Source organism: Phyllobacterium sp. P5_D12 (assembly GCF_054049495.1).
This window is the reverse complement of record NZ_JBFUMG010000078.1, coordinates 1-13,221: the sequence shown is the minus strand read 5'-3', so window position 1 is coordinate 13,221 and position 13,221 is coordinate 1. Positions and strand designations below refer to the sequence as shown.

At 55.9% G+C, this 13,221-nt stretch carries 11 protein-coding genes and 1 pseudogene; 2 read left to right on the top strand and 10 right to left on the bottom strand.

The window, feature by feature from the left end:
* Nucleotides 1–351: 351 nt before the first annotated feature.
* Entirely contained in the window at nt 352–585 is a 234-nt protein-coding gene (locus tag ACXJ5O_RS08055; protein WP_457299431.1) for a hypothetical protein, read from the bottom strand.
* Nucleotides 561–747, bottom strand: a pseudogene (locus ACXJ5O_RS08050) (hypothetical protein); the annotation flags it as partial. The gene ACXJ5O_RS08055 and the pseudogene ACXJ5O_RS08050, both read right to left, overlap by 25 nt.
* 269 nt (nt 748–1,016) lie before the next feature.
* Here ACXJ5O_RS08050 and ACXJ5O_RS08045 point away from each other — a divergent pair.
* Nucleotides 1,017–3,134 carry a bifunctional diguanylate cyclase/phosphodiesterase gene (locus ACXJ5O_RS08045; protein ID WP_457299430.1) on the top strand — a complete coding sequence of 706 codons (2,118 nt, stop codon included), beginning with the start codon at nt 1,017–1,019 and terminating at the stop codon, nt 3,132–3,134.
* A gap of 704 nt (nt 3,135–3,838) precedes the next feature.
* On the opposite strand, the gene ACXJ5O_RS08040 is transcribed toward ACXJ5O_RS08045, so the two are convergent.
* Entirely contained in the window at nt 3,839–4,741 is a 903-nt protein-coding gene (locus tag ACXJ5O_RS08040) for a LysR family transcriptional regulator (RefSeq protein ID WP_457299429.1), read from the bottom strand.
* Between the two features lie 3 nt (nt 4,742–4,744).
* Here ACXJ5O_RS08040 and ACXJ5O_RS08035 point away from each other — a divergent pair, with 3 nt between their 5' ends.
* Nucleotides 4,745–5,707, top strand: a complete 963-nt coding sequence (locus ACXJ5O_RS08035) for an NmrA/HSCARG family protein (protein ID WP_457299428.1) — start codon at nt 4,745–4,747, stop codon at nt 5,705–5,707.
* A 265-nt stretch (nt 5,708–5,972) separates the two neighbouring features.
* Here the strand turns inward: ACXJ5O_RS08035 and ACXJ5O_RS08030 are convergent, their stop codons facing one another.
* From ACXJ5O_RS08030 to ACXJ5O_RS08000, 7 genes are all read right to left on the bottom strand, one after another.
* A complete protein-coding gene (locus ACXJ5O_RS08030; RefSeq protein WP_262291740.1) occupies nt 5,973–6,161 on the bottom strand; it encodes a flagellar FlbD family protein in 189 nt (62 codons plus the stop codon).
* Nucleotides 6,162–6,831: 670 nt separating this feature from the next.
* On the bottom strand, nt 6,832–7,380 hold the full coding sequence (locus ACXJ5O_RS08025; RefSeq protein WP_457299427.1) for a PIN domain-containing protein: 549 nt from the start codon (nt 7,378–7,380) through the stop codon (nt 6,832–6,834).
* Between the two features lie 24 nt (nt 7,381–7,404).
* On the bottom strand, nt 7,405–7,857 hold the full coding sequence (locus ACXJ5O_RS08020) for an excisionase family DNA-binding protein (protein ID WP_457299426.1): 453 nt from the start codon (nt 7,855–7,857) through the stop codon (nt 7,405–7,407).
* Between the two features lie 625 nt (nt 7,858–8,482).
* Nucleotides 8,483–9,916: an NAD(P)H-dependent oxidoreductase gene (locus tag ACXJ5O_RS08015; RefSeq protein WP_457299425.1), complete on the bottom strand. Its 1,434-nt coding sequence runs from the start codon at nt 9,914–9,916 to the stop codon at nt 8,483–8,485.
* Between the two features lie 37 nt (nt 9,917–9,953).
* Nucleotides 9,954–11,477, bottom strand: coding sequence for a tripartite tricarboxylate transporter permease (locus tag ACXJ5O_RS08010; protein ID WP_457299424.1), 1,524 nt, complete (start codon nt 11,475–11,477; stop codon nt 9,954–9,956).
* A gap of 54 nt (nt 11,478–11,531) precedes the next feature.
* Nucleotides 11,532–12,032: a tripartite tricarboxylate transporter TctB family protein gene (locus ACXJ5O_RS08005; RefSeq protein WP_457299423.1), complete on the bottom strand. Its 501-nt coding sequence runs from the start codon at nt 12,030–12,032 to the stop codon at nt 11,532–11,534.
* A gap of 59 nt (nt 12,033–12,091) precedes the next feature.
* Nucleotides 12,092–13,075, bottom strand: a complete 984-nt coding sequence (locus ACXJ5O_RS08000) for a Bug family tripartite tricarboxylate transporter substrate binding protein (RefSeq protein WP_457299422.1) — start codon at nt 13,073–13,075, stop codon at nt 12,092–12,094.
* Nucleotides 13,076–13,221: the final 146 nt, after the last annotated feature.

Genomic DNA, 13,221 nt, shown 5'->3' with positions numbered 1-13,221 from the left:
GGCGGTGCCTAACGCGGCATGCGGGAGAAGACTGGCTCTAGATTGCTATCACGCTGTTTCGACGCGATTTCTGCCACCAAATTGCCAAACCAAAGCCCCTATTTCAATCGCGCCAGTACCGATCATGCAAGTCAGCTTCGCGCCGTGTGAAAATAATTGAGATGTTGTCTGCGCGGCGAGAAATTTGCTGTCCAGAGTCACGACGGCCGATGGGGATAACGTTCGTTTGAAAATACAGACGGTGTTCGAGTTGTGTCTAAATTTCCGCGATCTTCCAACCAACCTGCTAGATCATCATCGGGGTCCGCGGCAGCAAGCGGACCGCTAGCGGCCAGCTTGCTGCCTGTGTCATTAGCTCTTGAGGCGGGAATTGCACAGTAATAGCCACCGCCCTTTTGGATCCACTTCAGCCCTCCAAGAGAGTTGTTCTGCTTGCTGGCGCTGCTGTTTGCCGATGATGCGGGCGGCTACTTCAGATCGAACAATGAATTCCTGGACCGCTACGCCAGCGATGCCCACTCCGCAAGCGATCACGCCTTTCTTTCCGACAATGGCCATCCAATTGCGGAGAAGCGCAAAACCCATCTACGCTCCATCGAATGATCGAAATGGTATTGCGCTCTTCCATCATTTCTTCCAGGTCGCGCAAAGCTAAGCTTAGCCCATAAGCAAGATACCAGCGCACCACAGCAGAATGACCGATCGCTCGAAATGACGCCGTTTGGACCTGCAATACCCGAGATAGATTGGAAACACATATCGCAGTCAAATTGTTAAAGCATCAGCGATAGAGTCCCCGAGCGTAGGTAGCAAAATTGTCAAACTCGCGCTGGCTATCGTCTCCGCCTCTTTTCGATTAAGTACTTTGATTTGTAACGGCCAAATGCGAGTCCTCTTTGATGACTAATACTGCACCGACGTCACCAAAGTTCCTATTCAGGGCGACTTTGCCAATTTTTGGCATTGCCATGGCTGTTTGCTTTGCGGTTTTCACGCTGCTCGCGTGGTCAAGTCGCATGACTGATCAGATTGCTGTCGAACGGCAGGAACAGCTGCTCGCCTTGGTACTATCGCAGGCGCAGTTCTCGGTCGCTCATGATCAGGAAAGCGCGACCGTCTGGGATGAGGCGGTACGCCAGGTCAAAACTCCCGACAATGGGGAGTGGTTGAGCAACAATCTTGGCGGCTGGATGACCACGTATTTTGGTCATGATGCGGTCTATGTCCTCGACGGAAAAGACAATGTTCTGTACGCCTTTGCTGATGGCAAGCAGATCGATCGTTCCGTGTACGACATTGCCAGATCGAGCGTCGCCCCGCTTGCGTCGAAGCTTCGCGAACTGTTGCGCAATCCCGATCCGGACGGATTTGGTGACCGGGTATTGAGTGCAGGCGCCTCGGAAATCGTCACCCTTGGCAGCCGGCCGGCAATCGTCAGCGTCAAACCGATCGTCTCCGATAGCGGCAACATTTTACAGACGGTTGATGAAACCTACCTGCACGTGTCCGTTCGCTATCTGGACAAGAGCTTCATCGCAGACCTTGAACGAGACTATCTTTTTGATGGCCTGCGATACTCATTACAAGACGCGTTGCGAGCGGGCGAATACAGTTATCCACTTCGGTCCACCGCCGGGAATACTATTGGATATTTTATCTGGCAGCCCTATCGCCCCGGTTCCACGGTCATGACGCAAATTGGCCCGRCATTTGTCGGCATTGTGCTGTTGATGTTGGGCATCATGGCGATCCTCCTCGCGGTCCTCCGCCTGAGATCCGCCAAGCTGCGTGCAAGCGAAGAGCGGACGACCTTTCTCGCACTGCATGATTCCTTGACCGGTCTGCCCAACCGGGCACATTTCAACGATAAGCTCGATGAGGCACTGTCAACCATCAGGAATGCCTCGGTGGCGGTGCTTTATCTTGATCTCGATAGATTCAAGCAGGTCAACGACACACTCGGACATCCAGTGGGTGATGAGCTCATCCGGCAGTTCACGAAGCGCCTGAACGACATCATCGACCAGAAGACTTTCATGGCCCGGATCGGCGGCGATGAATTCACGATCATTGTTCCCAACTTCGGAGCACTTTCGGTGCTCGAAGCGCTTTGTGAGGAAATAATCACCGTTGTCCGGTATCCGTTCGATATCGATGGAAATCATATCTTCATCGGCGTAAGCATAGGCGTCGCCACCGCACCACTGGACGGCACTGCGGGCGACGAGCTTGTCAGAAAGGCCGACATTGCGCTCTATCACGCAAAGACAGCCGGTCGAAGCCGGTTTGCGGTGTTTGGTAAAGAGATGGACGCCATGTTGCAGCAGCGCCGTGCCTTGGAACGCGAGTTGCGTAAGGCCGTGAAGTCGGAAACCCAGATAAAGGTTGAGTATCAACCGCTTTATTCGGCCGAGGATCAGCGTATCACCGGGGTTGAGGCTCTCCTGCGTTGGCGACATCCGGAACGCGGCTGGATTGCGCCGGAAGTGTTCATACCCATAGCGGAAGACGCGGGCCTGATCGAAGCGTTGGGCGAACGTGTCCTGCGGCAGGCTTGCGCGGAGTCGCGATCATGGCCAATCCAGACCCTCGCGGTAAACGTGTCGGCAGTCGAATTGAGAAATCCGGCCTATGCGATGAAAGTTGCGAAACTGCTATTGGCAATCGGTATGGATCCTCGCCGGCTCGAACTGGAGATTACGGAAAGTACTCTTACCGACAGCGCCGGACATTGCGAACACAACATCAGGGCGCTTCGCGCATTGGGTGTGACCATCGCGCTTGATGATTTTGGAACGGGCTTTTCGTCACTTGGACGACTGCAGAAGCTTGAAGTCGATCGCATAAAGATCGATCGAAGCTTTGTTCAGGGCTTCGGCCGCTCGGCCAATGACGAAGATATTGTCAAAGCCATTGTTAATCTTGCCCACGCAAAAGGTCTTCGCACGACAGCGGAAGGTGTGGAAACAACCGAGCAAAGTGACTATCTACGCCAGATCGGCTGCGATGATCTCCAAGGCTTTCTTCTGTCCCGTCCTATGTCCGCGGTGGGTATCGAACGGCTGCTGCGCGTCTCTGGTTCACTTGATCCGCGTGTTCCAACCTCGCACGACAAAAGCGGTGAGAACCCATGAGTACGATTGTGAAGGCAATGGTGGAAACTGATGGCCATGTCCTTGAAATGACCCGTGGATGGCACAGTCGCCTTGGTTGATATGGACTTTTCAACCATTGCCCGTCTGCTATCGGCTTGCGTCTTGGCTCCGTACGGCAAATACTTCTGCTACGGCTCGAACGTTTCAGGTGAGAAAGCCGTACCGGGACCACTGCCGACGCCGATTGCGTTGTCGTGCCGGTCGCCGACATGTCCCAGTGGAAAGTTATGGATAAACGTTCCTTTGAAAATACCGATAATAGCGAGCTTTTTGCTGATTCTTGTTGTAGCGCGTATATCTACAATCCCTCTTCGGCCGTTCGGACAGGGATCGCCTTGAACGGATGCGAACTGCAGGATCCTCGAAAGCGAAAAACTGCAATGCAAGGCGTACGCGGGATAACAAGCTCCCTGGTTCTAGCAATTCAGCCGGGTCGACCGCTCTCGGGAAAGTCGAGAAGACGGCGTGCGGCGCGGACGATTTCCTCGTCGACGTGAACCGTCGGCCCCGGATCCGCGCTTTCAATGTAACTGAAGATAGTTTCGAGAAGCCAAAGCCAGATCGCTAGCCACCGAACCTCAGTCCAAGTCGATACGTTGTATGCCCGCCCCTCAGTCGCACGTTCGAGGAGGCCCTAATCCGCTAAGCCGCGCGTCGCTTTCGTCACCGGCCAGGGTAACCATTTATGTGTGCGCCATCAGCGACACAATAGCCTCCCGGATCCAGCGTTGGCCGCCGTGTCCGTGACTGCGCTCGTGCCACACCATTCCCACTGCGAAACCTTCGACGGGAAATGGGCAGTCTATTACCATCAGCTTGTCGGCACGGTCGCGTACGAGACGTTCTGGAACAAGGGCAACGAAGTCCGAGTAAGACACGATCTCAGGAACGAACAAGAACGAGGCTGCAGATAACATCGCATTGCGCCTGTGTCCGAGGTCAGCCAAAGCGCTGTCCACTGGCGTCACAAAGCCGCCGCCGTCCAGGGAAACAATTACCTGGTCCATCTCAGCAAACTCCTCGACCGTGATTCCCTCTCGTAGTCTTGGATGCTTCCGTCGGCCAATGAGCACATAGCGCTCGTCAAACAGGTGTCGAGTACGAAGACTCGGCGAAGCGGCCTGCGGCGTCATGAGCGCCAGATCCACATCACCCCGCGCCATCTGCGCGTCCAACTGCAGCACATCCAGATTGCGCAGCGCGACACGAACTCCGGGTGCCCGCATCCTAAGTTCCACGACGAGCGGCTTGACCACCACGGCCTGCAGATAATCTGTACAGGCGATAGAGACGGTTAGCTTGGCTTCAACCGGGTCGAAGTTCCTATGGGAAACAACCGTGGCTCGAACTTGGTCAAGGGCCTGGCGCAAAGGGTCGAGCAACTCCATTGCTTTAGCGGTCGGCGTCATTCCTCGCTGTGCAGGAATTAGCAGTGGGTCGTCGAACTCGTGTCTGAGGCGGTTTAGCTGGGCACTTACCGCCGGTTGGCTCAGATTGAGGCGAGCCGCCGCCTTCGTCACGTTCTGCTCCACGAGCAACGTCTCAAGAGTGACCAGCAGATTGAGATCCAGGCGCTTGGTATCCATTGAATGGATAGTAGCGGTGCCTCGAGCAAGCAAGGCCGCAGTGTCGCCGAGGCCCTACTCGACAGTGGGCGCTACCGGGTGCGGGCACTGACGCGCCGCCGCGATAGCCAGCCCGCGCAAATCTTGGCGCAGAAGGGCGCCGAGGTCGTGGTGGCACCCCTTGAACTCGGCATGGAGGCCGAGCTAACCGCGGCCATGAGCGGCTCGTACGGAGCGTTCTTGATGACGCCGCCCATCGTCAAGGTGCCGCCGGAGGAACTTGAGCTTACCCTCGGCATGGAATTGGCTAACGCGGCGGTGGCCGCTGGCGTCGAACATGTGGTTTTCAGCGGGCTCGAGAATGTCGAAGCGCGTACCGGCGGCACGAAGTGGGCGCCGCACTTCACCGACAAGGCGAAGGTGGAGGACTACATTCGCAGCTTGCCCATTCGCGGTTCGTTCGTGTACCTGGCGTTTTACTACACCAACTTCCTAGAATACTACGTGCCGCAGCGCGGGGCGGACGGCATAACGTTCGCCATATACTTGCCGCCGCATATACCCATGCCGTTCTGTGATCCGCTCACTGCCGCCGGACCGGCGGTGCGCGAGATTTTCGATCACCCGACGCAATACGCCGGCAAAACCCTACCAGTGATCGGCGAGTTTCTCTCGGCGCAAGAAATGGTGGACACTTTTGTGCGGGTCACCGGGCAGCGGGCRCACTATGCCTCCGCTTACTCGCGCGAAGACTTGTTGCGCCACTTTCCGAATTTTGCCGCCGACGAGCATCTCGTTCGCGAATTGGTGGGCATGGTGGAATACGCTGTCGAGTATGGCTATTACGCCCCCGACCGCGACCTGACGTGGAGTCGGAAAATCGATCCACATGCGTTGACTTGGGAGCAATTTGTGAAACGCAGCAATTGGCAGGGCGACCTGCTGTCCTATGGCGCCACCTCTGAGGCCGAGCTTTTGTCGACGTGACAGAGGCGACGCTGCATTCGCGCTGTGAGTACGTTGTTGGCGTTTTGCGGACCGGCTGAACCTGGGCGTGCTCGTTCACGAACTCGCCAACTACATCCAGTAGTTCAACAAAGCGCCCATGTGTGAGGTAGAAGCCATTCCCGGTCAATGCAGATGGCTGCAATCAATGGGCGAAAGCCCACGAGACTACATTTCAGAGGGAACCATACTCCGACTTACCGGAGATAGTGAGTTCTCGAAACTGGATTGGCTGGCGGCAGAATGATTAGCCACGGCCCGCGTATTGAGACATGAGGTTTACCCATCTCTGAGAGACGATGGTTAGGTCCTCTTTCACGGAGAACTCACCATTGGTCGTGACGATATTCGTTGTCTCGCCGGCTTGGGTAATCGTGACGACGGCATACGGGTTCACATGCACCGGAAAGCCATTTGGATAGGTAAGTTCGAGCAAAACGGACTCCTTTTCCTCCCGCCGTGTATCCAATTACTAACCCAACTGGAAAGCAAGGGCGCTTTGACTGATGATCATGCCTCGTCCAATGCCGCCGGAAAGCATCACTGCCATTGATGCCAGAGTGGGCAGAGGGCGAATTTCACCGAAGAAAGTTTATTGTCCTTGGATTACTGCGAGAACCTTCGTTGGGTATGTCCGTTCGCAAGAGTTGCCGGGCGTCACTCGACGAAATTTTCCCGTTCATCGCGCCATCAATATATCGCTTACAGTACAGTGGAATAGGATTTTCTGGGTGGTCCTCATATGCGAGGCGAAAATTCTATTCTGCTTTAGCGTTCAACCGGCGCTCGTACTCAGGCCTTCATTCATCTTGGCCTTATAGAATACTGGATTGGTGCGATACAGTTGCCGGATAGATCGCGAAGGCTAAAAAATGTCGTTTGCGTGAAACAGCTCTGCCCGCAGGCTGTGAGGAACTTGAAGGCCTGGAGAAGGCGATTCGCCGGACAATTTCTCGCACGGTGACTTGCGCAGATGTCGAAGCGCAGCCGCAAAAGGGGTGCCACCCCATCGTTCCATACGAGACGTTATGCGATTTTCGGCGCACGTGCCGAGAACACCACCTGTGCTGCCACCAGCTTCAAGATTGTGAGGTCAATATCCTCGATTAAATGAACTGATCAAATGCTTGGATCTCGTTGACTGTAGCCAAGAGGCCCTGCGCGCGAAGTGTATCAAGGTAGTCCTCGACCGTCTTCGGCGGGTTCTTTAGGCGTAAGCGAACCGCTTTTACGGCGGCCAGAAACTGCGGCTGCGAAAGGTGGAACTGGTGCGTTAGGAATTCATCGGGATGTTGGGCTTCAATGCCCCACGGTGCGAGCTTGCTGCGGGGAAAGTCTTTGAGATTTGCTGTGACGATCAAATCAGCCCGCCCCTTGATGGCCGCCGCCAGAACGTGGCGATCATCAGGATCCGGCAACTGGAGAATGCCAATGAGTTGATCAAAATCTGTAACAAGCGCGTCGCGCACATGGGCGTTCATCAGGTGGCGGGTCCGCTCGAGCCGTTCTCTGGTAAGGTCGTCTCTGCTTCTGAGCAAAGCGTTGATCCATTCATCATGCACAGTGTTCGACCATTTGGCGCGATACAGGTCAGAAACAGCAAGTTCCAAAAGCAGGTCGCGTAGGGGAGCCGGATAGAGAACCGATGCGTCCAAAAAGGCTGTGAAAGCCCCAAAAGCTTAGTATCCCATCCCAAACTCTTGAGCCTCCGCTGCAAGCTGACCCAATACCTTGCGCCGTTCCGTGTCGATCGCCTCTTTGTAGTTCAGCACATCTTCGAAACGAACACGGCGATGGGTTCCCACCATGCGGAATGGTAGCTTCCTCTCGTCCAACAGGCCAATTAGAAACGGACGCGATACGTTCAGGACGTCAGCGGCTTGTTGTGTTGTCAGTTCAGCGTTCTGCGGGACGATCGTAACAGCTCGTCCCGATGCCATATCCTCAAGCACGGCCATAAGCAGCTTCACAGCCCCCGCCGGCAGCTCAATAGCTTCTTCGTTCTCTGCATCACGAACGCGAAATGTCAAAGCAAGTCCTTTGCGCGCATACGGAGCCAATCGCTGACCTGAGGCGCGTGCAAGCTCGACATCATCTTTGGATGGTGGATTTGTGGTGAGTGCGACCGTCATGGCTATTTTTCCTTATCTGTTTCCGTCAAATATAATCCATAATAAACTAAACGCAATAATCGCAGCAAACGAATTTTTCGAAACGACGCATCCTTGGCCTTACAGTCTTGACTTGAAGTCTAAAGGGACGACGTTCTTTCAACTCCCTCGGATTCGGAAAGCTGTTTAATCCAAAATGCGATAATAAACCTTCCTTTGAAAAGGCTGATAATAGCCGATTTGATTGGTACCAAAAAGTCGACATACCGAAAGATCAGGTAAGGCGACTTCTGCTTTTCCGTCGTAAGGCGGAAGAGATGATTTAACGACAGCGGAGGTTCCGTGCAGTCAGTATTGCAAGTCCAACAGATTCATAATCGCTTGAATCCTAGATATCGCGCATCCAGCGGACTGACTATGTCCAACCACTCCTGTCGCGCAGCTTCAGTAACCGTCTACCACTACTGCCTGTAATGAAGAGGCGGCCATGCGCAACGGGGGCTGGGTTACCTTGCTTGAGATTATCCTGGCGTTTCGCCATGCCTGCCCCTTGTACAAATTACGACGATCGGTTGACAGGAACGGAGCGGCAGTACCGAAGTTCTGACGGCACAAGTTGCCACGTCTTGTCGCGGGTATCAAGTATCTACAGGCGAGCGAACATAGTGGCCTTGTGATCTGTCTGTTTGACGTCAACATGTGCAGCCGCGAAGAAATGCGCATCCTGCTGCCGGCGCAAGTCGAGCAGGATCGAATCGTCTGCAGCCACATCGGCGAGGCGTATAGCGCTACCGGCCGTCACCGGTCGGACCAGCCTACGGTTGGCGATCAGGTAGAACGGTGCCGGCTGCTCTGCTTCGAGTGCACTTGCAGGGACAAGTGCCGACGAAACGTCCTTGATAGAATGATGGTGCCCAACGGCGGCTAGTACTGTTCCAGCCTCAAGATCGGCGTCGGCGATCGCTACGAGGTCGAAACGCGGCTGTGGTCGTCGCGAGCCACTGGAAACACTCTTAAGCCCGGCGTCGAGAACACTCGTGGCAGCCTCAAGGCCAAGAAGATGGCGAGGCAGATAGATCATTGCCGTCGCACCGCTGCGGCTGATGACATGCCCTTTTCCGGCCAGAAGCTCCCAACTTGCTGTATCGCCACACCGAATGACAACGAAGACCCCGCCGGCGAAGCTGACTTCGCCAGGAAGACGCAGGCAATGGAACACATCGATGCGCCGCTCACCTTCGAGAAGCCCTCCGTTGGGCCGCGTGGAAAAGAACGTTGGCACCTCCGAAATCCGGGCAATAGGACAGTGAAGCTCTGGACGGTCAGGGGCAAGATCGACCGAATGCGAGGTGACGGCGAGCTCGCAAAGGTCAGGAACCGCCCGCTGGGGCAGTTTCGACGCTGCACGGGACCTGGCTGCCACGAGCTCGGCAGCGTCTCGCTCCCCAAGAACGAGATGATCGGCAAATCCGGGAGCAGCAACAGAAACGCCGTTACTCGTCAGCATTTCGGTCGCGGGGTCAAAGACAAAATCATATTCACTCGACTTTCCGGCACAGATGATTTCGAAACCGAGAATTTCCGCCCAAGTAACAAGGCCGATCAGGAGGCTCGGCTGGTCGCCGTCAACAGGTGTCACCACCCTCCCCATTTCGGCAGCCAGCAACGCCAGGCCTGGACCAACAACACTGTCGACCTCCTTGGAGACCAAGGCCACATGTTTGCCTGCCTTAATTGCAAGCTCTGCATGACSGGCACCCGCTTCCGGATGGCCAGTCGCTTCGACCAGCACATCGAATGGCAGGTGAATGACATGCGTAAGATCGCCGGCTGCGATCGAAAGACCGTTGGTCCAGGCATGGCTGACCTCTTCCTTTGTGTGGCACTCGACCACAGCCTCGATCCCGGCAAATTTTAGGGCAGCGGCGGCCGTGGCGCTGTCGACATCGACCGCAATCCGCACATTCATCAGGGGGACGTGCAGGCTCTGTGCCAGAAAACTGCGGCCAAACCCGCCGGTACCAACGATGCACGCTTCGACTGGTTTGGTCGCACCGGCAAAGTATTCATGATAATTCATCGAGATCGATCCTTGTGGGCAGCTGGAACCAAGGCCTTCAAACCTTGGCTGAATGCTCGCTGGCGCGGCGGCGAAGGCCCCGCACCCCGGCAGCCTTGGCGATTATTGGCCAGGCAAGCATCAGGAGGCCGAGCGCCATGATTCCCGTGACCAGCGGGTTCGACCAGAAGATGGCCAGCGAACCATTCGACATCAGCATGGACTGACGAAAGGCATCCTCTGCCTTGTCACCGAGCACCATCGCGAGGACGAGCGGAGCGATTGGATAATCCAGCTTCTTGAAAAGATAGCCAAAAATGCCAAAGCCGAGCACGAGCCACATATCAAAAGTCGAATTGGAAATCTGATAGGCACCCGAGAAGATGACAGCGACGATCACCGGTCCGACGATCGAGAACGGCACCCGCAGGATCGACGCGTACAGCGGAACGGTTGCGAGCACCAGCAGAACGGCAACAACATTGCCGATATACATCGACGCAATGAGTCCCCAGACAAAGTCCGGCCGGTCGATGAACAACATCGGTCCCGGYGTCAGACCCCAGATCATCAATCCGCCCATCATCACCGCGGCAGTCGCCGAGCCGGGAACGCCCAGGGCCAGCATCGGTAGCAATGCAGATGTGCCGGCCGAATGGTCGGCAGTCTCCGGTGAAACGATGCCGCGTGGGTCGCCCTTGCCGAATTGCGACTTGTCCTTGGCAAAACGCCGGGCCAAACCATAGCTCATGAACGACGCGGCTGTCGGACCCGCAGGAGTGATGCCCATCCAGATACCGATTAGCGTCGATCGAAGAATCGACCAACCGTAGCGCGGCATCTCCTTCAATGTTCTCAGCACGTCGATCGCCCTGACCCGCGCCTTGATTCCATCGAAGCGAAACCCTTCCTCCGTGGTCAACAGCAATTCGCCGATCCCGAACAAGCCCATGACGGCAACGAGGAAGGAGACGCCTTTGATAAGATCGGGAATTCCGAACGTCAGTCGTAGTCCACCCGAAATCGTATCCATACCGACGGTAGCGAAGGCAAAACCCAGCATCATCATGACCAGTGTCTTGGCGGGTGTGTTGGAGCTCATACCGATGAAGCTCGCAAAAGCCAGGAAATAGACCGCAAAGAATTCCGGCGAGGAAAACTGCAGCGCGAAGCGAGCGACCCAGCTGGAGAGCAGCGTGATCACCACAACCCCGGCAAGTGCTCCAATACCGGCCGACATGAAAGCGAGGGTGAGTGCCCGGGTTGCCTGACCATTTCTGGCCATCGGATAGCCGTCGAACGTAGTCGCGACCGAAGACGGCTCACCGGGGATGTTGAAGAGGATCGAGGTGGTCGAGCCACCAAAGAGCGCACCCCAATACATGCAAGAGAGAAGGATGATGGCCGAAATTGGGTCCATGGTGAAGGTGAGCGGCAGGAGCAACGAAACGCCGTTCGGCGCTCCGAGCCCCGGCAGCACACCGACGAGTATTCCCAGCATGACGCCGGCGATCATGATGACAATGTGGTGCATGGTGATGACAGTGGCGAAGCCATCCATCAAATAGCCGAAATTGCCCATCGTCCATCCTCCGAAACAGTTCTTATGGCCTCAGTAACCGCCTGCGTCGCTTGGTCAGTAGATGCCGAGCCAACTTTCAACCGGCCCCTTGAGCAGCGGAACCTGAAATCCGATCTCGAAAACCAGATAGAACAGGGCCGTGACAGCTAATGCCGAGACGACAGAAACCCACCAACGGTAACTTCCCTGCCACTTCATCGAGGCGAAGATGTAAAGCGCGGTACCGACATAAAGACCGAGGAACAAGGAGACGACGATGAAGGCAACGATCGGCAAAGAGAAGCCGAGAACTGGCTTGGCTCTTTTGACGTCGAGGAAAACCTCTCCGTCATGTTGATAGAAAAACAGACTGCGCAGCAGCGTCACCAAACTGCCGAGTACGATCAGAGCACCGATGTAAAAGGGGAAATAACCTGCCCCGGGTCCTGTCTCACTCCAGCCTATGCCACTCCGCCAGGATCCGTAGCAGACGGCGAAACCTGCCCCTGCGGTCAGGAGTGCGGTCAGTATTTCCATCGTCTTGCGGGATATAGATCCCTTTTCAGACTCGGTCATGCTCGCCTCCAAGCGCTGCAAAGACGGAGACGCCAGCGGAGGCGCCCCCCATAAATGGTTCACTTCACCAGCCAGCCTTCGCGCTTAAGGACCTTGCGGACGTTCTCACGGTCACCTGTCTGGTAGGCATTGAAGTCATTACCCGCCATAAACTGCGATGTCTGAGAGGTCTTGGCAACGTAATCTGCCCATTCGGGAGTCTCGGAAACCTTCTTCAAAACATCGCGGTAGAAGGCGACGACCTCCTCATCGACCCCGGCCGGCAGCCAGACGGTGCGCGGCATGCGGTAGCTGTCGATCGCCAGACCAGCCTCGGCGCAGGTCGGGATATCATGCCAACCCTTGCCATCATGCACGGGCGCTCCTTCCGGAAAGCGATCCGGTCGGAAGACGCAAAGCGGCTTCACCATACCGGCCTGCCACTGGCCGCGATTTTCATTGGGATTGTTTACATTGGCATCAATGTGGCCACCAGCCAACTGGACAGCCGCCTCACCGCCACTCTTGAATGGAATGTAACGGAATTCGGCATCTGCCGTCTCGGCTATGGTCGAAACAAGTATCTGATCGGTATCCTTGGACTGACTGCCGCCGAACTGGATTGCTTTCGGCTCAGTCTTCGCTGCCGCCACAAAGGCCTTGATGTCATTGATCTTGGATTCACCATTCACCCAGACCAGAAATTCATCGAGCGCAAGGGCGGCCACGGGCGTCAGGTCTTCCGGAGCGTAGGGAACGTCGGCAACACTCGGCAGAAGGTATTCATTGTTGGTGCCGAATGTCAGCTTATAAGGATCGCCCTTGTAACCGGCCGCGTAAACGAAGCCTTCTGCTCCGCTGCCCCCACCCTTGTTGGTGACGACGATCGGCGCGTTCATCAGTTTGTGCTTTGAGATAATCGACTGCACCGTTCGGGCGAAATTGTCTGTGCCACCTCCGGGCCCCGAAGTCACCACGAACTCAACCGGCCGTTTCGGCTCGAAAGCCAGTGCCGGCGCTGCGGTGGTTATCGCAAGCAGTGCTAGAGTAATCTGTTTCAGCATGTCGGTTCCTCCCGGTTGCTCAACCGCCCGCCGTAAGCTCCTACCCCAGCGTTCGGTTCTGTCTTCGTTAATCGGTGTTATGCGCCGCCTCTTTCAACCTGACTTGCCGCATTGCCATTTTTGCCGCCAGCAGGACAGCCTCGCGC